Genomic DNA, 24870 nt, shown 5'->3' with positions numbered 1-24870 from the left:
GCCTTTCTCGTTTTATTACAACAGCAAATCGGCCACCTCCTGCCAACTATTCACGCGCTCATAATCGTGTATGTTCAGGTTATGCGGCGAGGTGAACAACAGCTTGCGGCCCTCAAAATTCACAAAGTTTTTAATACGGTCGTCAATCATAATATCCACGTCGACAATCTTATGTCCGCAAAAAACAATGTTCGTCCATGATATAAACGGGAAGTGCTCATTAAGCCACTCGAGTTTATCAGCCAATGAGTTTTTGAATTCCATGGCAGCCGATACGATGTACAGGTCGTATTTTTCGTGCAGTTTTTCAACCACCTCGTAAGCGCCTTCCATTACCGGTATATCCCTGAAAAAGCCGGGCTCGTTAATATAAACGCGCAGGGTTTGGCGAATGTCTTCAGGCAATACCTCTCGGAACTCTTTACCGGGCAAATCTTCAAGCTTTACAATGGTTTGATGCCGCTTTTCGTAAACGGTTATAAATTTGCCAATGGTGTCGGCCAGTACTTCATCCATATCAATGGCAAGTCGTAGTTTTCTCTCCATGGTGTTAAAAATACACGTTGCGGCGGTATTGTTTGCCATTTATTTTAATTTGAAAATAAGGCTATTACGAATGATATTTTTTAGTACCTTTGCGTCCCCGCTGAAAGAAAACTCCGGGGGAATGTTGAATACATAATTTAATTTAAAGCATGGCAACTAAAATCAGATTGCAAAGACATGGTAAAAAAGGCAAGCCTTTTTACTACATTGTGGTAGCCGACTCACGCGCTCCACGCGATGGCCGTTTTATTGAGCGTTTAGGTTCATACAACCCAAACACCAACCCGGCTACTATCGACATCAACTTTGATAAAACTTTTGAATGGGTTAACAACGGTGCGCAGCCAACTGATACCTGCCGTGCTATCCTTTCATACAAAGGTGTTTTATACAAAAAACACTTACAAGGTGGTGTAACTAAAGGTGCTTTAACTCAAGAGCAGGCTGATGAAAAATTCACTGCATGGGTTGATCAGAAAGAAGGCAAAATTACCGGCAAAAAATCAAACCTGGCAACTGCTAAGGATGATGCCCGTAAAGCCGCTTTAGCTGCTGAGGCTAAAAAGAATGAAGACAGAGCTGCTGCAATTGCCGCTAAAAATGCTCCTGTAGCTGAAGAAGAAGCTCCGGCAACTGAAGAGGGTGCTGAAGCTGCTACTGAAGAAACAAGCGAAAACGCTGAATAATTATTCTTCGCAAAAACTTTAAATAATGGCGATGCACCCTAAACGGTCATCGCCATTGTTGTTATATTGAAATTACGCCCATGAGTAAACAGGAAAACTTCAGGATAGGTACCATATTAAAAACACGCGGACTAAAAGGCGAGCTGCAGCTGTATGTTAACTTTGATGGCCTTGATGCTATAAAGTTCAACTCGTTATTTGTGGAAATAGCCGGTAAGCAAGTGCCTTACTTTGTAGCCTCTATAAAATACCCCATGCCTAACACAGCCTACCTTAACCTGGAGGATGTGGATACTATTGAAAAAGCATCAGCCCTGGTAAAAAAGGATGTTTACCTGGCCGGTAAGTTGAAACCTAAAAAGAAGAAGGACGAGTTTACCCTGATGGATGTTAAAGGCTTTATAGCTATTGATGATAATCACGGCGAACTTGGCGAAATAACCGATGTGTTGGAATACCCGCAGCAGATCATCGCCACAGTACGTTACAATAACCGCGAAGTGCTTTTCCCGCTAAACGAGGCAACCATTAAGGGCATAAATGCTGAAGACGGCGAGTTATACATTGAGCTGCCTGACGGTTTACTTGATGTGTATATGGAATAAAAATGTCAAATATATTTGACATTTGTAAAGTTTGTTTTACTTTTGGTAAATCAAACTTTACATACATGAAAGCACGTTTTCTTTTTCCGCACAAATGGAGCCTGATCGGGGCTATTCTGTTTATTCTTGGTTTTGTAGTTGCCGCGCTCAATTACCATTATTTACATCGTATAGAAGTGATGCAAGGCGATACTACTTTTGACATCAACGGTGCATTACACGACATCGCCATACTCCTGTGGATAGGCGGGTTATTTCTTGTAGCATTTTCAAAAGAGAAGATAGAAGATGAGCAAATAGCGCAACTTCGCCTCGACTCGCTACAATGGTCTATTTACTTCAACTATGCCATCCTGGTATTATGTATTCTGTTTATCGACAGGTGGCACGTGATGCTGGGTGTGGCAGCTCATTTTATATTTACCCCATTACTGTTTTTTATCGTTCGCTTTAAATGGGCTATCTATCAACTTAATCGTTCACTAAAAAATACCGACTAAGCGCATGAAGAATACCCTGCGCGTAGAACGCGCCATTAAGAACATGACCCAGGGCGAGCTGGCCGAGCTGATCGGTGTATCGCGCCAAACCATAAATACCATCGAGAGCAATAAATATGTACCCTCAACTGTGTTGGCCTTAAAAATCGCCCGCGTGTTTGAAAAGCCGGTTGAAAGTATTTTTATATTGGAAGAGGAGGATTGAGTGTAGTGATTGTATTAATTAGGCTGCAGCAAAATTACTAACCTACTTGAAAAATTCGACGATTACAATCACGACAGGAAATCATTACTATGGTCGTTGAAATGACCGTAAGTGCTGTTCTTGCGAAAAAGGATAATATAAAAGTATGATGCCGGAAGATAGGTAATATGCGTTGAAGTCGAAGGACTATTGTTATTTATATGAAATAAAGACTATCAAATAAATTAGCAGAATTGTTAAATTGCAAATCTAAACCAATTGCAATGTATTTAATGTATGTCGATGAAAGCGGTGACCCTGGAGTAAGCCAACATTCATCGCCCCATTATATATTATCAGGATTAATAATATCTCAAACTGACTGGGATAAGTACTTACAACGGTTAAAGGTTTTTCGTAAAGCAATTAAAGCTACTTATAATCTAAATCAAAGAACTGAAATACATACTTCGGAATTGATAAGGATAAATAAGATAGAGGAATATAAGAGGATTAACAAAACTGATAGGATTAATATAATTAAAGATTATTGTACTCAGATACCTTTAATGTTCGATGAATCTCGCTGTATTAATATTTGTATAAAAAAAGCTGAACATGTTGGCCAAGACATTTTTAACCTTGCTTGGGCAAGACTGCTTCAAAGGTATGATACCTTTTTAAAAAAGGATACTACTGATAAAGGAATAATTATAGCTGATGATACTAATAGCCTAAAATTAATGAACATTCAAAGAAAAATGAGAGTATTTAATATAATCCCATCGCATTTCACTGGTACTTATAATGCACCTATAGATAGTATTTTAGAAGATACATTCTCAAGAGCATCTCACCATTCCTATTTCTTGCAGTCAGTTGATGTTATCGCATATTGTCTTTATAAAAAAGAATACCCTAAAGGAAGCCAAAAGAAATATGGTTTACATCTTCAATTTGATAAGATTGAACCTATTTTGTTGAAGAAAGCCAGTAGAAGTGATAATTTAGGAATAGTCCGATCATAAGAAAACCCCGGTTAAAAACCGAGGTTCAAGTAATCTCTTGATTTTCGCGGCCCGATAAGAGCAAGCGGTCTTACCGAGTCGACTTATAACAAATATACAAAAGCTACACCTGCATTGTGTCAAAAAGTTATCACGATATTAACAATTTAGCTGATAATAATAAATTCAGATACGAAATTACAGTTTATCACTTTCGTATCTTTGCCCCATGCGTTTTGATATCCTTACCGTTTTACCGGGCCTGCTCGAAAGTCCTTTTGCACATTCAATTTTACAGCGTGCGCAAAAAAAGGGCATAGCCGAAATTCACGTACACAACCTGCGCGATTATGCCACCAACAAGCATAAAAGCGTTGATGATTATCCTTACGGTGGAGGCAGCGGTATGGTAATGATGATTGAGCCTTTTGCGGCTTGCATCGAAAAATTAAAATCAGAGCGCGAGTATGACGAGGTGATTTTTATGACGCCCGATGGCGAAACGCTTAACCAAAACATTGCCAACCAGCTATCGGTAAAAGGCAACATTATAATACTTTGCGGGCACTACAAGGGGATTGACCAGCGCGTGCGCGATCTGTATGTTACCCGCGAAATTAGTATTGGCGATTATGTACTCTCCGGCGGTGAATTGCCCGCGGCCGTATTGGTCGATTCTGTTGTAAGGCTAATTCCGGGTGTGCTGAGCGACGAAACTTCGGCCTTGTCCGACTCCTTTCAGGGCGACCTGCTGGATGCCCCGGTTTACACCCGCCCGGCCGATTGGAACGGCCATAAGGTGCCCGATATCCTATTGAGCGGCAATACGCCCGAAATTGAGAAGTGGCGGTTTGAGCAGGCTTTGGAGCGTACCAAAACCCGCCGTCCCGATCTTTTGAATGAGTAAAAGCGTTATTGCAGGATGTTATTCCTGCAATACGCCGATGTAGTAATTGAAGGTATCTACCTCAACATTATCTTTAGTAGCGCCATCAAGCGCGAGCGGCGATAAGCCCCTGTTAACATTCACCACTTTATATTCTCCGCCTTTTATGCGGATGCGTACAGGCATGGCAAAACGTGGTGTTTCAGCTATCCAGCGGGCATATACTTTACCGCGAACATCCACCAGTTCGAGTACCGGCAAGGTACTATGTTTCAAATACTGCTCAAATACGGTCGACAGGTCAATACCGGCCTGCTCGCTGATGTATTTGGTCACATCATCATAGGTAACCGTTTTGTGGTAGAAGGTTTTGCCCAGGCCACGCAGTATGCCGCGCCATTTTTCATCATCATTAATAATGGTGCGTACCATGTTCAGCACATTAGCCCCTTTAGGGTACATATCGCCAGAACCTTCCTTGTTTACATCATACGGGCCAACAATCGGCCCACCGTTTGATATGCCGGTACGCTGACCGTGTATATACTCCTGCCCGGCTTGCTTACCCCAGCGGCTTTCGGTGTATATGCCTTCGCTATAAGTAGTAAAGCTCTCGTGTATCCACATATCAGCAATATCCTTTGAGGTAATGTTGTTGCCGAACCATTCGTGGCCGCTCTCGTGTACAATAATGTAGTCCCATTTGGTACCATAACCCGTGCCCGACATATCCATACCCAGGTAGCCTTTTTTGTATTTGTTACCATAAGCCACGGCGCTTTGGTGCTCCATACCCAGGTGAGGTGTTTCAACCAGCTTGTAGCTGTCTTCATAAAAGGGATATGGGCCAAACCAGTGTTCAAAGGCCTTAAGCATTGGCTTTACATCTTCCGCAAAATGAACTTTAGCTTTGGCCAGGTTGTAGCTCAACACCCAAAAACTTAGGTCGAGTTTGCCTTTTTCGCCGGCATAACTGTCGGTCCAGTTGGCATAATCCCCTATGTTGGCGGCAACATCATAGTTGTTGATGGGATTTTTGACGATCCAGTCGAAACGGGTGTAGCCATCCTTCAGTTGCGTTACTTTACGCAGGCGACCGTTTGATACATCCTTCAACCCCTTTGGTACGCTGATGCTAATGAGCATACTATCTACCTCGTCGGCCTGATGATCCTTATTTGGCCACCAGATGCTGGCACCCGCTCCCTGGCAGGCCGTAGCCACCCAGGGCTTCCCTAATGAGTCGGCCGTAAACACCACGCCGCCATCCCAAGGGGCATTTTTGGCGATGGTTGGGTTGCCTGAATAATAAACTGTAAACTCATCCTTGCTGCCTTTTTTGATGGCCTTAGGGAAGGTAGCAAACACTGCGTTAAACTCACGGGTAAACGGTACTTCTTTACCTTTATAAGTTACCTTTTCAACTTTAAGGTTATCATACAGGTCAAACTGAAGTTTAGTAAAATCCTCGGTGGCTGTGAATTTGAAAAGGTTATTACCGCTGATAAATTTCTGCTCGATGTTAAACTTAACATCGAGGTGGTAGTAATTAATATCGTAACACATACGCAGCGGAGTAAGCATACCACGCAACGTATCGGCACGTGTAAAGTCGTTCTTTTTTTTCATTAACTGGGCAGATGCAGTACTGATCATCGTACTACAGGCCGCTAATAGTAATAAGGTTTTGCGCATGGGTCTATTTTAATATCTGTACATCAATAAAGCTATCGTTAAATACGGTTTCGGTAGCTTTTATGTAATCGCTCTCGTTGGCTTTATATGGGTTATCCACAAATTTTTGCGGGTTGCGTGCCACTATCGGGAACCAGGTACTTTGTACCTGTACCATAATTCGGTGTCCTTTTTTAAAGGTGTGCAATACATCCTGCAAACGGAAGTTCACATCAGCCTTTTGCCCGGCAACCAGCGCTTCCGGCTTTTCAAAGCTTTTGCGGAAACGGGCCGGCATTACTTCCGAGCGTACCATTTGCCAGTAGTTGCTCAATATGATGCTTTTATTCGGCATATAGGCATGGTTAGCCTCGTCTGGTGGATACACGTCTATCAGCTTCACCACAAAATCAGCGTCAGTACCAGTGGTGGCAATTTTCAGGTTAGCCATGATCTCGCCGCCAAGGGTAACGTCATCCGTCAATACATCGGTTTGATACACCAGTACATCCGGCCTTCGGCCCGCAAAGCGCTGATCTTCGGTCATGTAATTAAACGGGGTAAAGCCCATGGTGCTTGAGTTATCCTCGGTGTAAGGCACCGGTTTCATTGGGTCGCTGATGTAGCTCATAGAGCCTGGCGTTGTTGGCTGTGTATCGGCCAGTTTACCGTCGGCAGCTAAATAGAATTTTTTGTGCTCGGCATTGGTAGCAGGCCATTTATCAAAAGTAGCCCATTCTTTTTTTCCGGTGTTAAACATATACGCTTCGGGCAGACCGGTAGCTTTATCGCCTTTGCCCTTTAAAAAGTGCCTGAAAAATTTGGCCTCAATTTCCTTTTGATAAAAGGTGGCTATACTATCGCCAAAGTACACATTACTGTGCAGCGTATGCCCTGTCTCCTGCGACCAACGGCCATGGCCGAAAGGCCCCATCACAATGGTATTGTAGGCTGATGGATTCTTCTTCTCGATGGTTTTATAAATGTTAAGCGGGCCCGAAAGATCCTCAGCGTCAAACCAGCCGCCAACGGTCATCACCGCAGTTTTTGATTTATTGTTGAAGTGCTTTAACAAACCCCGCTTTTGCCAGAATTCATCATAGTTAGGGTGATCAATGGTTTCCTGCCAAAAAAAGTTGTTTTTGTAATATTTATCGGCATTTTTTAGCGGACCAAGATCAAGCAAAAACTGGTAGCCATCGCGGGTGCCAGGGTTGATCATCTTACTGGCGAACCATGATGCGCCGGTAGTATCGGCATTGCCTTTAGGCACACCAAACACCGGGAAGGTGAAAAAGTAGCTCTCGATAAAAGCGCCGTTATGATGAAAGTCATCAAACCAAAAATCAGAAATCGGAGCGCCTGGTGACGATGCCTTTAAAGCCGGATGATTTGACAATATACCCGCCGCGGTGTAAAAGCCCGGGTACGATATGCCGTACTGCCCTACGCGGCCATTATTGCCGGTAACGTTTTTAACCAGCCAGTCGATCGTATCATAAGTATCCGATCCTTCGTCCACATCGGTCTTGCTTTTCTTATTGTCGATAACCGGGGTCATGTTGGTCCAGGTACCCTCACTTTTGTAGCGGCCGCGCACATCCTGATAAACAAAAATATAGCCTTCTTTCATGATCTCGGCGGATGGGCCAAGCCTTCCGGGATATTTATCAGCACCATACGGACCTATGCTGTAACAGGTGCGGTGCATCATTATCGGGTATTTGTTTTGCTTTGAGGCGTCCTTTGGTGTGTAAATGGAGGTAAACAGCCTCACCCCATCGCGCATGGTAATGTAAACATCCTTTTTGGTAAAATGCTCCTTAACATAGTCTTGCTGTGCAAAGGCGGCCTGGCAAACAGCTATAGCTGTTAAAAACAGTGCGGTAAACTTTTTCACGAGATTGAATAATTGAGTGTACAGTTAATGCAACTAAAATAGCAATAATGTAGCAATATGTTGCCGCATAAGCGGCCAACCCTGTATCTATAATAAACAAATTATGCGGTATGCTGTCCTATTGTCAACCCGGGGTATAAAAGGGCTACATTAGGGGTGGTTTAGTTTCAATACCAGCATTTAATGTTTTAACTTTGCCCCGTAATAAAACACGAAATTATGCAATATGATGTTATCGTAATAGGGTCAGGCCCGGGTGGGTATGTGGCTGCTATACGTTGCGCCCAATTGGGTTTAAAAACCGCTATCATTGAAAAATACAGCACACTTGGCGGCACCTGCCTTAACGTAGGCTGCATCCCGTCAAAAGCCCTGCTCGATTCATCTGAGCACTATCATAACGCTGCACATACTTTTAAAACACATGGCATCAACCTTGATAACCTGGGCATTGATTTTGGCCAGATGATAAAACGTAAAGAGGAAGTAGTTAACGCCAATACCAGCGGCATCACTTACCTGATGAAGAAGAACAAGATCGATGTTCACCAGGGTGTGGGCTCATTCAAGGATAAAAATACTATTGTAGTTACTAAAGAGGATAAAAGCACGCAGGAGCTGACCACCAAAAATGTGATCATCGCTACCGGTTCAAAACCGTCTTCACTGCCGTTTATCAAGATAGATAAACAACGCATCATTACCTCTACTGAAGCCTTAACCCTTAAAGAAGTGCCTAAGCATTTGGTGCTGATAGGCGGTGGTGTTATTGGCCTGGAGCTGGGTTCGGTGTATGCTCGTTTAGGTGCCAAGGTATCGGTAATTGAGTTTATGGATGGTATTATCCCCACCATGGATAAGAGCCTGGGCAAAGAGCTGCAAAAAGTGTTGAGCAAACTGGGTATGGAATTTTACCTGGGCCACAAGGTTACCGGCGCTACTGTACAAGGTGAAGAAGTTACCGTTACGTTTGACAGCCCTAAAGGCGAAAAGAAAGAACTTAAAGGCGATTACTGCCTGGTAGCTGTAGGCCGTGTGGCTTACACCGATGGCTTAGGTCTGGAAAACATCGGGCTTACCGTTGAGGAGCGCGGCCGTAAGATCACGGTTGACGAGCACCTGGAAACCAGCGTTAAAGGTGTTTACGCCATTGGCGATGTGATAAAAGGCGCCATGCTTGCCCACAAAGCCGAGGATGAAGGTACTTTTGTAGCCGAAATTATTGCCGGGCAAAAACCGCACATCAATTACAACCTGATACCGGGCGTAGTTTACACCTGGCCTGAAGTTGCCAGCGTAGGCTTTACCGAGGAACAACTGAAAGAAAAAGGCACTAAATACAAAACCGGTTCATTCCCGTTCAAGGCCAGCGGCCGTGCACGTGCCAGCGGCGATCTGGATGGTTTTGTTAAGGTATTGGCCGATGCTACGACCGACGAGATACTGGGTGTACACATGATAGGCCCACGTGCCGCGGATATGATTGCCGAGGCTGTATTAGCCATGGAGTACCGTGCATCAGCAGAGGACGTTACCCGTACCAGCCATGCGCACCCTACCTATACCGAAGCTATGCGCGAGGCCTGCCTTGCTGCAACCGGCAACCGGGCAATACACATTTAATTTTTAGGTAGCAGATATTAGTAGCAGTTGCAGTAAGTTTTAAGCTTATTGCAACTGCTTTTTGTTTTAGGCGTTTCTATTTATCACCAACCACTTCGTCGTCTCGAACAAGGTAGAAGGAGAAATCTATCGCCTGTTTATAAATGCGGACAGATTTCTCGCTATCGCTTCGAAATGAGAAAGCATTAAGATTAGGACCTTTATTTCAAAGCGCCCTGCTTTATTTCTTCAACAACGGCCGGATCAAGCAAAGTTGACGTATCGCCTAAATTTGAGGTATCGCCTTCAGCGATTTTCCGCAGTATACGCCGCATGATTTTGCCTGAACGTGTTTTAGGTAATCCGCTTACAAACTGGATCTTATCAGGTTTGGCAATCGGACCGATAATCCTCGATACGGTCATGATAATATCTTTGCGGGTAAGATCCGGACTGTCGTGCATATCCGGAATAACTACATAGGCATATACGCCCTGGCCTTTAATATCATGCGGATAGCCTACTACGGCCGACTCTACCACGCTGCTGTGCATATTGATGGCATTCTCAACTTCGGCGGTGCCTATACGGTGCCCTGATACATTGAGCACATCATCTACCCGGCCGGTTATCCGGTAGTAACCGTCATCATCGCGCAGGCAACCATCGCCGGTAAAGTATAAATTATCGTAAGTAGCAAAGTAAGTGGTACGGCAGCGCTCGTGATCGCCATAGGTAGTGCGCAATATACCCGGCCATGGAAACTTAATACAAAGATTGCCGTTTACGCCATTGCCTTCTATTTCTTTACCATTCTCGTCAACCAATACCGGTTGTATACCGGGCAGGGGCAAAGTAGCGTAGCCGGGCTTTGTAGGTGTAACGCCTGCAATCGGCGTTATCATGATGCCGCCGGTTTCTGTTTGCCACCAGGTATCAACAATAGGGCATTTGTTGTGGCCGATATGATCATCCAGCCAATGCCAGGCTTCCTCATTTATAGGCTCACCTACCGAGCCGAGTTTTTTTAATGTGCTCAGGTCTTTGTCTTTTACATAATCGAGCCCGAAACCCATCAGCGAGCGGATGGCTGTGGGGGCGGTGTAAAGGATATTCACGTTATGCTTTGCAACAATATCCCAAAGCCTGCCGGCATCCGGGTATGTTGGCACGCCCTCAAACATCAATGTGGTTGCCCCTTGCGATAGCGGCCCGTAAACGATGTAGGAATGCCCCGTGATCCAACCAATATCAGCCGTACAAAAATATACTTCGCCGGGGTTGTACTGGAAAACGTTTGCAAACGTATAGCCGGCATAAACCATGTAACCACCGCAGGTATGCACTACACCCTTTGGTTTGCCGGTTGAGCCAGATGTATAGAGGATAAAAAGCATATCCTCTGCATCCATTTCTTCTGCCGGGCATTCCGGGTTGCCTTGTGTTTCTACTTTTTTAATCTCGTCTTCCCACCAAACATCACGGCCTTTTATCATGGATACGGCTGTGCGGCTGCGAGTAAGTACTATGGTACGCTTAACCGACGGGCACTGTACCAGCGCGTCGTCAATCACGTTTTTCATTTGTATATCCTTATTGCCACGGTATGCCCCGTCAGAGGTGATCACGATATTACAATCAGCATCCTTTATCCTGTCAGCAATGGATTGTGCCGAAAAGCCGCCAAATACCACAGAGTGAATGGCGCCGATGCGTGCACAGGCCAAAACGGCAATGGCCAGTTCGGGCACCATAGGCATGTAGATACAGATGCGGTCGCCTTTTTTAGCGCCATTGTTCTTTAATACGTTAGCAAACTGGCAAACCTTATCATGCAGTTGTTTATAGGTAAGTATGCGGAAATCTTCAGTCGGGTCGTTTGGTTCCCATATAATGGCCGGGGTATCGGCGTTTTTCTCGAGGTGGCGGTCAAGGCAGTTTTCGGTAATATTAAGTTTGGCCCCGCTAAACCATTTAACATCCGGATCTTTAAAATTCCATTGTAATACGTTGTCCCATTTCTTTTTCCAGGTAAAGTTATCGGCTACATCAGCCCAAAACTGTTCCGGTTGCTCAACGCTTTGCTTGTACGCCTGCTCGTATTGCTCAAACGAGGTGATCTTCATCGGTTTAATAAGTTAAAATCGGTTTATAAAAATAATTAGCCGCGGGGTTAACTAACTCGCCTAAAATACACTTTTCAACATGCTTTTGTGCTGATTATAAAGATTTTTAAAAATTTTCCACATCGCTATTGTCTGTTAGTCAAAAAATTCTGATATTTGCACTCCTCTTTAAAACAGAGGTTGTAATTAATACGAATTGTCATGTCAAGAATTTGTGATTTAACAGGTAAAGGATATATGAACGGTTTCAACGTTTCAAACTCAAACGTTAAAACCAAGCGTAAATTTTATCCTAACTTAAAACTTAAAAAGTTTTACATCCCTGAAGAAGATAAGTGGATCACTTTAAAAGTATCTACTTCTGCTGTTAAAACCATCAGCAAAAATGGTATAACCGCTTGTATAAACAAGTTTGTTAAAAAAGGTTACATTTAATAGATTGAACTGGTAACAGGCTGCCTGCATGTATTGTATGTAGTAGGCCAATACCATAATAAAAAAATACCATGGCTAAAAAAGGCAACAGAGTTCAGGTAATACTGGAGTGCACTGAGCACAAGGAAAGCGGCTTGCCAGGCATGTCTCGCTACATTACCACCAAGAACAAAAAAAATACAACTGAAAGGCTTGAGTTAAAAAAATTCAACCCGGTTCTGCGTAAAGTAACAACTCACAAAGAGATTAAGTAATTAACCTGGTAGCGTTGCTGTTAAGGCAATGATATCAGCATAAAATTTAAACAGAGATGGCAAAGAAAGTAGTTGCAACCCTGAAAACAGGTAAAGGCAAAGAATATTCAAAAGTGATCACTGCTGTTAAGTCACCAAAAACAGGTGCTTACACTTTCAAAGAGATCATTGTACACAACGATCACGTTAAGGACGCTATTAGCGAAGCTAAAGCTTAATTCGTTCCTTTTTCGTTCTGATAAGCTACAAAAGCCGTCTTGTATTTAACGAGAGGGCTTTTTTTGTTGTGTTGGGTTTAAGTGTACCGTCATCCTGAGCTTGTCGAAGGATGTGTGTGGTGGGAAAGCAGTCTGGTAATACGTCGGCAGGCTCAGCATGACATACTCGTAAAGTATATAATATATGGCTGTAATGTAAAGATGTTAGCCGGTTTCGCATTTTAAGCTTTTAATCCGCACATTTACATATCTGCATATTTGCACATAATCAATATCTGCACATAATTATGGGTTTATTTGATTTCTTCAAGAAAAAAGAGAATACCGTACAGGAACAGCAAGCGCTTGACACCGGGCTCGAAAAAACCAAGGACAATTTCTTTTCTAAGATAACCAAGGCCATCGCCGGTAAATCAACCGTTGACGATGACGTGCTGGATGATCTGGAAGAAGTTTTGGTTACTTCGGATGTTGGTGTGAGTACCACCCTAAAAATAATCGACCGTATACAAGCACGTGTAGCGCGTGATAAGTATGTAAATACTTCCGAACTTAACACCCTGCTGCGTGATGAGATACAAAACCTGCTTGCCGAAAATAACAGTAACGATTTTGCCAGTTTTGAATACGGCAGCCACAAGCCTTATGTAATTATGGTGGTGGGTGTTAATGGCGTAGGTAAAACCACTACGATAGGCAAGCTGGCGCACAAGCTTAAACAAGCGGGTAACCAGGTGGTATTAGGCGCTGCCGATACCTTCCGTGCAGCGGCGGTTGACCAGATCAAACTTTGGGGCGAACGTGTTGGCGTAAAGGTGGTAGCACAAGCTATGGGGTCTGACCCGGCATCTGTTGCTTATGATACCCTGCGTTCAGCAGTATCAAACGGTGATGATGTAGCCATTATTGATACGGCGGGTCGTTTACACAACAAAGTAGGTTTGATGAACGAGCTTACCAAGATCAAGAATGTGATGCAAAAGGTGGTACCCGGTGCACCGCACGAGATATTGCTGGTACTGGATGCCTCAACTGGCCAAAACGCTATTGAGCAATGCAAGCAGTTTACCGAGGCTACTTCCGTAAATGCTCTTGCTCTTACCAAGCTTGACGGTACAGCCAAGGGCGGTGTGGTTATAGGCATATCGGATCAGTTTAAGATACCGGTTAAATACATCGGCGTTGGTGAGGCGATGGATCACCTGCAATTGTTTGACCGCAAGACTTTTGTAGATAGTTTATTTAAAAACTGATTGCACTGATTGTAAATAGATTTCACCGATTAAGGTATGAGCAGTTTTGAACACGACACGCTTACCGAACAAATAATCGGTTGTTGCTATGAGGTGCATAGCACATTAGGCCCTGGTTTTGTAGAAAAAATATATGTTAAAGCGTTAAGGCATCAGTTTAATTTAAAAGGCCTTAAATTTGAATACGAGAAAGAATTTGACGTATTCTTCAAAAACGAATTTGTTGGGAAGTTTAGATGTGATCTGTTTGTTGAAAATAGAGTTATAGTTGAATTAAAATCTGTTACAGGATTTATTCCAGCATTGTTTAAATCCCAATTACTTTCTTATTTAAAAGCGAGCAAAGTTAAAACGGGCTTATTAGTTAATTTTGGAAATCCAAGCTGCGAAGTAAAACGGATTTCAACATAAAAGAAAAGAATCAGTGAAATCGAATATAAAATCGGTGAAATCCAAACCAAGAATTAACGTGGTTACGCTGGGTTGCTCAAAAAATATCTATGACTCAGAAGTACTGATGGGTCAGCTTAAAGGTAACGCTTTTGATGTGGTGCATGAGGCGGATAAGGTAAGCAGTAATGATATAGTGGTGATCAACACCTGTGGTTTTATTGATAATGCCAAGCAGGAATCTATCGACACCATTTTACAATACAGCGAATTGAAGGAGCAGGGTAAAGTGGGTAAGGTTATCGTTACCGGATGCTTGTCTGAACGTTATAAACCTGAGCTGCAGTCAGAGATACCTAATATAGATGCTTATTTCGGAACCAACGATCTGCAGGATGTATTGAGCACTATTGGCGCCAACTACCGTCATGAATTAATCGGCGAGCGTTTGCTGACTACGCCTTCACATTTTGCTTACTTTAAAATAGCGGAGGGCTGTAACCGTCCGTGTTCGTTTTGCGCTATCCCGCTGATGCGTGGCAAGCACGTAACCAAACCGATGGAGGAATTGGTTGCGGAAGCCCAAACATTAGTAAGAAATGGCACCAAAGAATTGATATTAATCGCCCAGGATCTGACCTATTATGGGCTTGACCTCTACGGCAAACGCAACCTGGACGAATTGATCCGCCGTTTATCTGACGTGAATGGTGTGGAATGGATCAGGCTGCAATACGCCTACCCGTCCGGCTTCCCGATGGAGGTGCTGGATGTGATGAACGAGCGTGAGAACGTTTGTAAATACTTGGACATGCCATTGCAGCATATTACCGATAATATGCTTAAATCCATGCGCCGCGGCATCACCAAGCAAAAAACCATCGACTTGGTGAACGAGATCCGCGACAGGGTGCCCAACATCGCCTTGCGTACTACGCTAATTACCGGCTACCCCGGCGAAACCGTGCAGGACTTTGAAGAAATGGCACAATGGGTTGAAGATACGCGTTTTGATCGCCTGGGCTGTTTCACCTACTCGCACGAGGAAAAAACCCATGCCCATAGCCTGGTGGATGATGTACCTGATGAAGTGAAGCAGGAACGCGCTGATGCGATTATGGAAATTCAGCAGGGCATATCATTTGAGAAAAATCAGGAGAAGATTGGCAATACCTACAAAGTGCTCATCGACAAAAAAGATGGGGAATACTTTGTTGGCCGTACCGAGTTTGATTCGCCCGAGGTGGATAACGAGGTATTGATCGATGCTAACATAAACTATGCTACCGTGGGCGGCTTTGTTAACGTGAAAATTGACAATGCCGAGGATTTTGACCTTTATGGACAAATTGTAAAATAATTGAAACGTTCGGTTCTTTTATCTTAATCGTTTACATTTGGGCTGATGGATGCTAATTGTATCAGCTATAAGGATACCGGTTTCTTTTCGCAAACGGTAATTGATTACGTGGACGATGCCCCGGCCCTTCGACCATTCTATGGCTACCGCCCGGATATGGATGGCTTTGCACAATTGCTGGCCGCTAAAAAAGTTGTTGCCGACAGGCGGGTGCTGGTTGATGTGTTAACCCGTCAATACAATGCCATTACACATATTGATGGCGGGTTGACCAAAGCTCCGCTTGAACGTATAAAAGAACTTTTATCAGCTGACACATATACTGTTACTACCGGCCATCAACTTAATATATTTGCCGGGCCGCTATACTTTATTTATAAGATAGTAACGGCCATTAAGCTCACCCAACAACTAAAAGCACAATTTCCGGATAAAAACTTTGTGCCCGTTTACTGGATGGCCAGTGAAGACCATGATTTTGCAGAAATAAACTATACCAACATAGGTGGCAAAAAGGTACACTGGTGGTATGAGGCATCGGGCGCTACCGGGCGTATTAACCCGGACAGTATGCGCCAGGCGCTAAACCAATACAAAGGTGTGCTGGGTCTGGAGAACCATGCGTTACCGTTAGCGCAAATAGTTGAAAAGGCATATACCGGTTTCGATAAACTGGCCGATGCTACCCGGTATTTGGTGAACGCCCTGTTTGGGCAATATGGGTTAGTGGTTATTGATGCGGATGATATCGCCTTTAAAAAACAATTCGCGCCGATTATTGAGCAGGACATTATTGAGCAAAACAGCTTTAAACATATTAGCGCTACTAACCAGGAGTTAGAAAAGCTTGGCGTTAACATTCAGGTTAACCCGCGCGAAATCAACTTTTTTTACCTGTTGGATGGCTTGCGCGAACGACTGGTTTTTGAAAACGATACATACAAAGTACTGAATACCGAGATAGCCATTAGCGAGGCTGAACTGAAAGCCGAAATAGCGGAGCATCCTGAACGTTTTAGCCCGAACGTGGTAATGCGCCCGCTTTACCAGGAGTGCATTTTACCCAACATTGCCTACATTGGCGGTGGCGCGGAGGTGGTTTACTGGCTCGAACTAAAAGCAAACTTTGAACATTACAGGGTTGATTTCCCGATACTGATACTGCGTAACTCTGGCTTGGTGATCCCTAAAAAAACATCGGCCAAAATTGAGCAGATGGAGCTTTCGCCAGTGGACTTATTTAAGTCAGCCGACCTGATCAAGAACGACTGGGTAAAAAAACACAGCGAGCATATGCTTTCTCTCAACGAGGAATGGCAGCAACTACAGTCCGTTTTTGAAAAAATAAAACAACGCGCCCAAAAGATAGACCCTACACTTGCCCCATCAACCGAAGCGGTAAGCTCAAGACTGAAACACGCTATTGATAACCTGGAGAAAAAGCTGGTGAAGGCAGAAAGATCAAACTACCAAACCCGCCTGGAACAAGTAGAACAGATCAAAGCCGAACTATTCCCAAAGAACAGCCTACAGGAACGTGCCGAAAACTTCGGGCTATTCTATGTGAAGTGGGGCCAGCAATTTATTGATGAATTGATCGAACACTTTGAACCGCTGGATTTTAAATTTACCGTACTTTCTGAATAACACTTAATTACTAAAAGTAAACAAACTATGCTGGCTGGCCGTATGCAGATCGCGCCATACATGGTTGATCTCTGTGTCCGGGTTTGCGGCTATCAATCCGCAGTAAGGATATAGTTGATCTACCATATTCCGGGCAAGTGTAGCAAGGGTATGCGATGCTTTGCTTACAGCCTTTAACGCTTTAGTACTGTCAGCTTTTTGACTTACCGCCTGCCATGAAGCATCGACTGCGAAGTAAAAAGCTCTGCGGGCATGGTTCAGCCTATCGATGCTTTCCTGTAACAACTGTTGTACTTTTTGTTGTTGCGCGGCATTGTACCGGCCACGAAAAGGTTTATCGGCAAACAAGGTTTCGCATAGATCAGTAAAGTGTATGGCCATGCCGCTCATGTTGGCGGTCAGTGTAGCTTCGGCTAACTGTATAAAGGGGTAATTATACAACGCTCCATTAACCTTAGCGGCCGAAGCATCTATTTTAAAGCAACGGCTTGCAGGCACAAAAAGGTTATTTACCCGGTAAGCATCGCTCCCGGTAGCCATCATACCCACATATTTCCATGCCGATTGTATGGTAACATCTTCCCGGTTGAACACAAAGGGCAATATCAGCGGCGTGCCATCCGCATTTAATACCGTTTCATCACCTTGCTTTATTATGCAATTGGCGGTTACATGCGTGGCATGTTGTATCCCGCTGGCGTATTTCCACTCACCGTTGATGATGTAACCGGCATCCGTAATAGTAGCCGTACCGCTTGGCGCGCCGCTGCCTGCCAGGCAAAGCTGCGGGTTTGCAAATATCTCTTGAGCTGCATCCGGCTCAATAAAACCACCGAACCAACCCGCGCCACTGCACAGCGTTACCACCCAGCCCAAACTACCGTTGGCCCAGGCCAGGCTTTCCTCTAATCTAACCTGATCGGTCAGGTTGAGTTCAAGGCCTGAATAAATTGCAGGTACCAAAAACTTGAACCAGCCCTGTTCATGCACCAGCGCCAACTGCGCCGGGTGTAACTTGCCGCTCTTTTCGGCTTCCGGCACATGGCGGCGTATAATATCTACCCATTCGGGTTTTAGCAGTTCAGATGGATGCATAAACAGTTTTTATTGAACGGCTATATTGATTTTACCGTCCAGCTTCTTCTTCCAGTCGAAAAAGCCGAATATAGCCACCACAAATAAAAAGATGGTCAGGCAGGCAAAAAGCGGCAGGCCTTTATAAAACAACAGGGGCACCGCCACAAAATTACTTATGTTGAGCAGCACCCAGTTCTCAATTTTCCGCCTGGCCAGTAACCACATACCCGCCCACGCGGTTGATGACACAAAGGAATCCAGTATTGGCACATCCGAGGGGGTAAAGTATTTTAGCAGCAGGTACAGTACCGCCCAGCCCCCTAAACTGATGGCAAGGGTAACAATCCACTCGCTACGGTTTGCATAGCTGATCTGCACCGGTGGTTCATCGCGCTTTCGCGTCCAGTATATCCAGCCGTAAATGCTCATTATCAGGTAATACATGTTCAAGGCGGCCTCGGCATACAGCTTAACATCCACCAGCAAATACAACGATAGTACAATACCAATGATACCCGCCGGATAAAGCAATATGTTATTACGCTTAGCCAGCAGCACCTCGGCCATACCGAATACGGTGGCAATCCACTGCAGCGGGCTGGTTTCTTTTATTTGTGTGATGAATAGTTCTATCCAGTGTTGCATGATACCCCTCCCAACCCTCCCCAAGGGGAGGGCATTTAATTATCGACTATCGTCATTTTATTTCAACTAACTATCCTCCCAATGGCTAATCAAGTCCTCCCCCTCGTGGAGGATTTAGGAGGGGTTAAAACGCCAAGCTCAATGATGCCAGGAAATTCCTGGTGGCCTGTACGTAGAAATAGTTATAATTATAAATATTGCTGCCGCTAAGACCAGGGTAAGTGGCGCCGTTTGCTTCGTATTTTTTGTTGAACACGTTGTTCACCAGCAAGCCGATACCGATGTTTTTAACCGCCTTGGTGCTGAAATTATAACGTAGGCGCACATCGCTTACAAAGTAACCGTTTATTTTACGGTTGGCGGCGTAAGGGTTTAAGGCGCTTTCGTCGTCAATCGTATAACCTGCAGGGTTAGTATTCATAGTGTTATCCAAAAACTGGCTGCTGATGTATTTGCTCAGCAAAGCAATCTCGCTTCCTTTTATAGGTGAATAACTTATCTCGCTCGATCCTATGAATGACGGAGAGAAGGCGATAGTGGTTTTCTTTAGCTGTAGTTCAACCAGGCTGTTATCATCATAATTGGTGAAGAACTGTCCATAGTCTTTAATTTTGTTTGCACTTACCGTGGCAGTCGCTCCCCAGGCTAATTGATCAGTTATCTTCACCCTTCCATCAAATTCAACACCTGCACGATAGCTGTCCTTCACATTGCGGCGAATAGCGGAGCCCACATCATTCAGTTGTCCGGTTAATATCAGCTGATTTTTATAAAGCATATAAAACCCGTTGATGCCACCGGTAAAACGCGATGTGCTAATGCGGTAACCGGCTTCAAAATCTTTCAGGTTTTCGTGTTTCGGACGGCTTTGGGGAGAAGAGTTTGTAAAGTCGTCGCGATTAGGCTCACGGTTACCCACCGCGAATGATGCGTAAACGTTGCTACGGTCGTCTATCTTGTAAGTAACACCGGCCTTTGGATTAAAGAAATTCAGTGTAGCGCTTTGTTGTACGTTGTTCAGATTCCTGTCAAAACCCAGGAATGAATAGTAAACATAGCGGTACTGCATATCTGCATACAGCAACCATTTTTCCAGATTCCATTCCGCACGGGCAAATATGTTAAAGTCGTTCTTTTTGGCATCGTCTCGATAGTACTCATAGTTATACGGTACGTTGATGGTATTGCTGCTGTTAATGATGTTGCCGTAATGGCCCCCTTTATATTCATTGTAAGCGCCGCCCAACGTCATGTTCAGTTGATCGGTAGGCAGATATTTTAAAGCGTAGGTTACTCCGTAAAAATCGTTATCTAACCATCGGCGACGAACTATATTACTGGTTGCCAGCGTGTCGCTACCATAAATTACCGGGTTTAAGCCATAGTTCTTTACGGAATCGCCCTCACGGAATTCCTCGTAATAACCCTTACCCTTGGTGTAGTGCAGCGCTCCACTAAAAGATAATTTGTCGGATATACGCTGGTCTAACAGTAGCTGGTAATGGTTTTGGGTGTAGTTATCTACCTGATCTTTATAAGTATATTCGTTATAGCGGCGGTTATTCTGTATTTCATAGTCCGGCACACCGTTCCAGGCTTGATAGGTGCGCTCGTAACCGGTAAATACGTTGGCACGGATCGTAGTGTTTTTACCATAATAAGCACCGCTTAAAAAGTACGATTTGAGGTTAGAAAAGGCACGGTCGATATAACCATCAGAATGGATGCGCGATAAACGGCCATCAAAACTGAAATGGTTGCCCAGCAAACCTGTACCTACGCTTACAGTGTTTTTTACCGTGTTGAACGAGCCTGCGGAGTTGTTCAGCTCGGCGTAAGCCGTATCGCGGCGGGTTGCCGTTTGTACGTTAATGCTGCCACCAAATGCGCCCGCCCCATTGGTGGATGTGCCCACGCCGCGCTGCACCTGTATGTTATTTACGGATGAGGCGATATCCGGGATATCCACAAAGAATGAACCTTGGCTCTCTGAATCATTATACGGGATGCCGTTGATGGTTACGTTGATACGCGTTGGGTCGGAGCCGCGAATACGGATGCCGGTATAACCCACACCTGCGCCGGCATCAGAGGTTACCACTACCGATGGGGTTTGATTAAGCAGGAAAGGCAGATCCTGGCCGAAGTTGTTTTTTTCGAGATCTTTTTTACTCAGGTTGGTGAAAGCCGTAGGCGAGTTTTTACTTGCCCGGGTTGCTGTAACCGTTACCTCTTCAGTAGTATAGTTTGATGGTACCAGGCTAAAGTTAACCGTTTGGTTACCGCGCACCGCAATGCTTTTAGTAGTTTGCTGATAACCGATATAGTTAACAACTATAGCATACGTCCCGGTTGCCAGGCTTAACTTATACTGGCCGGAGGCATCGGTTACGGTGTTTTGTTGTGCTGACGAGATGGTGACCGTTGCACCGGGCAATACGTCACCGTTTTGATTAGTTACTTTTCCGGATACAGAAAACTGGGCCGATACCACGTAAGGCAACAGCAGGGCGATGATCGCCGCGAATAAATTTTTCAATGTGTTTAGTACAAAATTGAGTTAAACCATCTGCAAGCCAGGGCGAACATGCAGTACACTTAACTTATTACCTCTCCCTACGCCGGCATTATCCGGATCAGGTGCTGCCCCCGGCCCCTGAAGGGGTGAGTTATAACTGATAGCTCAGCAATAACTCCCTTCAGGGCCGGGGCACGGGTATGATCTCAGCCTGTCTTTCAGTTTGGCAAACCATCTGCAGATAGTTTATTTGACCAAAGCAAGGCACCCCTTGAGAATTCTTTGCGGCAAATATAGTTTTTTATATCAAAAATCAGCTATGCTAAACTAATCAGCTAAAAGCCCTTTTTACGAACGATCCCTTGTCTGCGCGATGGTCGTTTAGCTTTTTGCTCATCATCATCATCCAAATGATAACGTCGGGCCATTTTGGCTACGCGTTCCTCCAGGGTTTCGGTAGTCAGTTTGTCGCGGCTCAGGTTGTCAACCATAATGGGGAAAGCGAACGGCGTAGGCCTTTCAATATGCTTTAAAATAATATTTTGCCCGGCGATGCGCTGCAAGGCGGCGCGTAACCGAAACTCTTCTAACTGAAAGGAGAGTGCCTCGTTATAAGCCTGCCTGATCAGCAAGTTATCAGGCTCGTATTCGGTGAATACCTCAAACAGTAACGAGGTGGAGGCCTGTAGGTGCTTGTTCTTGATCTGCTGACCGGGGTAGCCGGTAAACACCAGGCCGCCAATATGGGCAATGTCCCTGAATTTGCGACGGGCCATTTCATTGGCGTTCAGGCTACTGTGGATATCATTCAATAAATTATCTAACGAGAAAAAATCAGCATCTTCCAAAATTTCTTCGATGGCGATATCCTCATCAGCCAGCAGCTCAAAGCCATAATCATTCATGGCGATGGAAAAACTGGCGGGTTTAACTTTGGTAATGCGGTAGGCAAGTATGGAAGCCATTCCCTCATGCACTAACCGCCCCTCAAATGGATAAAATATAAGGTGGTGACCTTCGCGTGATTTGAACGACTCGATCAGGAACTCATTGCTTTGCGGCAAGTGCGAAAGTTTGTTTTGCAATTCGAATAAAGGCTTCAAGGCTTTAACCTCGATATCCTTTTCTACGCCGTGCGATACCTCATCCAGCTTATCCCTAAACACGGCCGATAATTGCGATGACAATGGCATACGCCCGCCAGCCCAACTGGGTATCAAACCTTTTTTTGCGTTCGATTTTTTAACGTAGGCCGTCATCTCCTTTACCCGAACAAATTCCAGGCTGCGGCCTGCAAACCAAAAGGTATTACCGGGTTTTAGTTTAGCTATAAAACCTTCTTCAATCGTGCCCAGCGATCCGCCGCTCAGCCAGCTTACCCTTATCGTCATCTCGCTGGTGATGGTGCCGATACTTAGCCGGTGGCGCATAGCTACCCGGCGGCTGTTCACTTTATACAATCCGTTCTCTACCTCTACCTTTAAAAACTCATCATACTGGGCAAGGGTTTTGCCGCCGCGGGTTATAAAATCAAGCAACTGGCCATATTCATTTTGGGCTAGATCGGCAAAGGCATACGTAGTTTTTACTTCGTCAAACAATTCATCTGCACGAAAACCATCAGACACGGCTAACGTAACCATGTATTGCACCAGCACGTCCATGGTAAGCAGCATAGGGTCGCGGCTTTCAAACACGCCGCGTTTAATAGCTTCTTTTAAGGCTGCACCTTCCAATAACTCCAGCGAGTGCGTAGGCACAAAATACGCCCTTGATATTGCACCGGGATGGTGACCGCTGCGCCCCGCCCGCTGCATAAACCGGGCAACGCCTTTCGGGCTGCCCACCTGCACCACGGTATCAACCGGACGAAAATCTACCCCTAAATCCAAACTTGAGGTACAAACCACAAGTTTTAAGGCCTCGGCATGGAGGGCTTGCTCAACCCAGTTTCGCAATTCGTTATCCAGCGAACCATGGTGCATGGCCATTACACCGGCGTACTCTGGGTAATTATCTAAAATGGCATGGTACCATATCTCCGACTGTGAGCGGGTGTTACAGAATATCAGGGTGGTTTTGCTTTTAGCTACAATATCCATCACCTGCGGCAGCAGCTTTACGCCAATGTGCCCGGTCCACGAGTAGTTCTCGATGTTGTCCGGTATCACCGAGCGTATATCCAGTTTCTTTTCAATGTTAGCGCGCACCATGCGTATATTTTCCTTCGGGAAGGTGTTACCTAACAGCACCTCGGCCGCCTGTTCCAGGTTGCCTATGGTCGCGCTGATGCCCCAGATTCGGACCCCACCCCGACCCTCCCCGAGGGGGAGGTCGTTTTTATTTTGCTCGAGATTATCCTTTATATTTTGTATAACCTTATCGGGAGCTCGTAATACTTCGTCATTAGTAAAGCGTAATATCTTGTAACCCTGTTCTGCTAAGTAAGCGGAACGTTGTTCATCTGCTAATTTTTGTTCTTTTTCAAGATGATAGCCCCCATCAACCTCTATTATCAACTTCTTTTCAATACAAATAAAATCAGGGATATAGTCTAATACCGGATGCTGCCGCCTGAATTTATAGCCGGTCTTTTTACTTCTCAAAAGTTGCCATAGCATATTTTCTGCCTCAGTAGGCTTATGCCGCATCGCTTTTGCGTTTTGCAAATTAGTTGTCCAACTAAGCGCATCAGTCGTATAATATCCCGGTCTGTCTTTACTATCAGAGTTATTTCTATTATCCTCCACATCAATAGCTCCCTCTCCTCCGGAGAGGGCCGGGGAGAGGTTCTTCAACCTGCTCAACCCCAACTCCACCTGCACGCCACGTTTCGTACCCAGCAGTTCGTGCCACTCGTCAACAACTACCACTTGCAGGCTCTTAAATATTTTAGGGTATTCCTTTTGGGCCAGCATTAGGTGCAGGCTTTCAGGGGTGGTTAGCAGTACCTCGGGCAGCTTTTTTTTGAGGGCTTGTTTCTCGGCGGTGGAGGTATCGCCCGTACGGGTGGCAATCTTCCAGGGCAGGCCGATCTCGTCGCAAGCCTCCTGCATGGCTTTGCGGATATCGTTGGTAAGCGCGCGCAGGGGCGTTATCCACATCATCAGCAAACCATTATCCTTACGGGTTTGCCAAGTATCGGGGCATTGGTTGATGTAGCCTGCTAAAAAAGGTAAAAACAAAGCATAGGTTTTACCGCTGCCCGTAGGCGCGTTCAGCAAACCCGAATAGCCATCCAGGTAAACCGCCTCCATCTCTTTTTGAAACGGAAACTGTTTCCAGTTTTTCTGTTTATACCATTGCTGAATAATCTTTTGGCCGGGCGTGCTCATAATCAATGTCAATAACAAAATA

At 44.9% G+C, this 24870-nt stretch carries 22 protein-coding genes; 14 read left to right on the top strand and 8 right to left on the bottom strand.

The annotated features are described in order from the left end of the window. Positions 1-15: 15 nt before the first annotated feature. Positions 16-546, bottom strand: a complete 531-nt coding sequence (locus tag LT679_RS11775; RefSeq protein ID WP_232177789.1) for a 5' nucleotidase, NT5C type — start codon at positions 544-546, stop codon at positions 16-18. Between the two features lie 149 nt (positions 547-695). Between LT679_RS11775 and LT679_RS11770 the strand changes: the two genes are divergently transcribed. The 6 genes from LT679_RS11770 (at position 696) to trmD (ending at position 4435) form a co-directional block, all read left to right on the top strand. Continuing rightward, positions 696-1232, top strand: a complete 537-nt coding sequence (locus LT679_RS11770) for a 30S ribosomal protein S16 (protein WP_232177788.1) — start codon at positions 696-698, stop codon at positions 1230-1232. Positions 1233-1312: 80 nt separating this feature from the next. Beyond that, positions 1313-1837, top strand: a complete 525-nt coding sequence (gene rimM / locus LT679_RS11765) for a ribosome maturation factor RimM (protein WP_232177787.1) — start codon at positions 1313-1315, stop codon at positions 1835-1837. A 65-nt stretch (positions 1838-1902) separates the two neighbouring features. Beyond that, the gene (locus tag LT679_RS11760; protein ID WP_232177786.1) at positions 1903-2337 is read left to right on the top strand and encodes a hypothetical protein; all 435 of its coding nucleotides are present in this window, start codon (positions 1903-1905) and stop codon (positions 2335-2337) included. A gap of 4 nt (positions 2338-2341) precedes the next feature. Continuing rightward, positions 2342-2542, top strand: a complete 201-nt coding sequence (locus tag LT679_RS11755; RefSeq protein WP_232177785.1) for a helix-turn-helix transcriptional regulator — start codon at positions 2342-2344, stop codon at positions 2540-2542. Positions 2543-2805: 263 nt separating this feature from the next. Beyond that, positions 2806-3549 carry a DUF3800 domain-containing protein gene (locus LT679_RS11750; protein ID WP_232177784.1) on the top strand — a complete coding sequence of 248 codons (744 nt, stop codon included), beginning with the start codon at positions 2806-2808 and terminating at the stop codon, positions 3547-3549. Between the two features lie 208 nt (positions 3550-3757). Beyond that, a complete protein-coding gene (gene trmD, locus LT679_RS11745; RefSeq protein WP_232177783.1) occupies positions 3758-4435 on the top strand; it encodes a tRNA (guanosine(37)-N1)-methyltransferase TrmD in 678 nt (225 codons plus the stop codon). Positions 4436-4453: 18 nt separating this feature from the next. On the opposite strand, the gene LT679_RS11740 is transcribed toward trmD, so the two are convergent. Continuing rightward, positions 4454-6109 (bottom strand): M1 family metallopeptidase, encoded by a 1656-nt coding sequence (locus LT679_RS11740; protein WP_232177782.1) that lies wholly within the window; start codon positions 6107-6109, stop codon positions 4454-4456. Positions 6110-6113: 4 nt separating this feature from the next. Further along, positions 6114-7988 carry a CocE/NonD family hydrolase gene (locus LT679_RS11735; RefSeq protein WP_232177781.1) on the bottom strand — a complete coding sequence of 625 codons (1875 nt, stop codon included), beginning with the start codon at positions 7986-7988 and terminating at the stop codon, positions 6114-6116. Between the two features lie 219 nt (positions 7989-8207). Here LT679_RS11735 and lpdA point away from each other — a divergent pair, with 219 nt between their 5' ends. Further along, the gene (gene lpdA / locus LT679_RS11730; protein ID WP_232177780.1) at positions 8208-9611 is read left to right on the top strand and encodes a dihydrolipoyl dehydrogenase; all 1404 of its coding nucleotides are present in this window, start codon (positions 8208-8210) and stop codon (positions 9609-9611) included. Positions 9612-9811: 200 nt separating this feature from the next. Here lpdA and acs read toward each other — a convergent pair whose 3' ends face one another. Then, positions 9812-11716, bottom strand: a complete 1905-nt coding sequence (gene acs, locus LT679_RS11725; protein WP_232177779.1) for an acetate--CoA ligase — start codon at positions 11714-11716, stop codon at positions 9812-9814. 201 nt (positions 11717-11917) lie between these two features. On the opposite strand from acs, the gene rpmB reads away from it, so the two are divergent. From rpmB to bshC, 7 genes are all read left to right on the top strand, one after another. Continuing rightward, positions 11918-12151: a 50S ribosomal protein L28 gene (gene rpmB, locus LT679_RS11720; protein WP_232177778.1), complete on the top strand. Its 234-nt coding sequence runs from the start codon at positions 11918-11920 to the stop codon at positions 12149-12151. A gap of 71 nt (positions 12152-12222) precedes the next feature. Next, entirely contained in the window at positions 12223-12405 is a 183-nt protein-coding gene (rpmG, locus tag LT679_RS11715; RefSeq protein WP_232177777.1) for a 50S ribosomal protein L33, read from the top strand. A 56-nt stretch (positions 12406-12461) separates the two neighbouring features. After that, positions 12462-12623, top strand: coding sequence for a DUF4295 domain-containing protein (locus LT679_RS11710; protein ID WP_232177776.1), 162 nt, complete (start codon positions 12462-12464; stop codon positions 12621-12623). A 287-nt stretch (positions 12624-12910) separates the two neighbouring features. Further along, entirely contained in the window at positions 12911-13876 is a 966-nt protein-coding gene (ftsY, locus tag LT679_RS11705) for a signal recognition particle-docking protein FtsY (protein ID WP_232177775.1), read from the top strand. Between the two features lie 36 nt (positions 13877-13912). After that, a complete protein-coding gene (locus tag LT679_RS11700; RefSeq protein WP_232177774.1) occupies positions 13913-14287 on the top strand; it encodes a GxxExxY protein in 375 nt (124 codons plus the stop codon). A 13-nt stretch (positions 14288-14300) separates the two neighbouring features. After that, a complete protein-coding gene (gene rimO, locus LT679_RS11695; protein ID WP_232177773.1) occupies positions 14301-15626 on the top strand; it encodes a 30S ribosomal protein S12 methylthiotransferase RimO in 1326 nt (441 codons plus the stop codon). Positions 15627-15671: 45 nt separating this feature from the next. Then, entirely contained in the window at positions 15672-17273 is a 1602-nt protein-coding gene (gene bshC / locus LT679_RS11690) for a bacillithiol biosynthesis cysteine-adding enzyme BshC (RefSeq protein ID WP_232177772.1), read from the top strand. A 3-nt stretch (positions 17274-17276) separates the two neighbouring features. Here the strand turns inward: bshC and LT679_RS11685 are convergent, their stop codons facing one another. The 4 genes from LT679_RS11685 to LT679_RS11670 form a co-directional block, all read right to left on the bottom strand. After that, positions 17277-18368, bottom strand: a complete 1092-nt coding sequence (locus LT679_RS11685; RefSeq protein ID WP_232177771.1) for an acyl-CoA dehydrogenase family protein — start codon at positions 18366-18368, stop codon at positions 17277-17279. A 9-nt stretch (positions 18369-18377) separates the two neighbouring features. Next, positions 18378-18995 carry a nicotinamide riboside transporter PnuC gene (gene pnuC, locus LT679_RS11680; protein ID WP_232177770.1) on the bottom strand — a complete coding sequence of 206 codons (618 nt, stop codon included), beginning with the start codon at positions 18993-18995 and terminating at the stop codon, positions 18378-18380. Positions 18996-19119: 124 nt separating this feature from the next. Next, positions 19120-21534, bottom strand: coding sequence for a TonB-dependent receptor (locus LT679_RS11675; protein ID WP_232177768.1), 2415 nt, complete (start codon positions 21532-21534; stop codon positions 19120-19122). A gap of 314 nt (positions 21535-21848) precedes the next feature. Next, entirely contained in the window at positions 21849-24848 is a 3000-nt protein-coding gene (locus LT679_RS11670) for a DUF559 domain-containing protein (RefSeq protein WP_232177767.1), read from the bottom strand. Positions 24849-24870 lie beyond the last annotated feature (22 nt).

It is taken from the genome of Mucilaginibacter roseus, assembly GCF_021215455.1.
Classification (GTDB): domain Bacteria; phylum Bacteroidota; class Bacteroidia; order Sphingobacteriales; family Sphingobacteriaceae; genus Mucilaginibacter; species Mucilaginibacter roseus.
The sequence above is the reverse complement of the archived record's forward strand: the minus strand, read 5'-3'. Positions and strand labels throughout refer to the sequence as shown.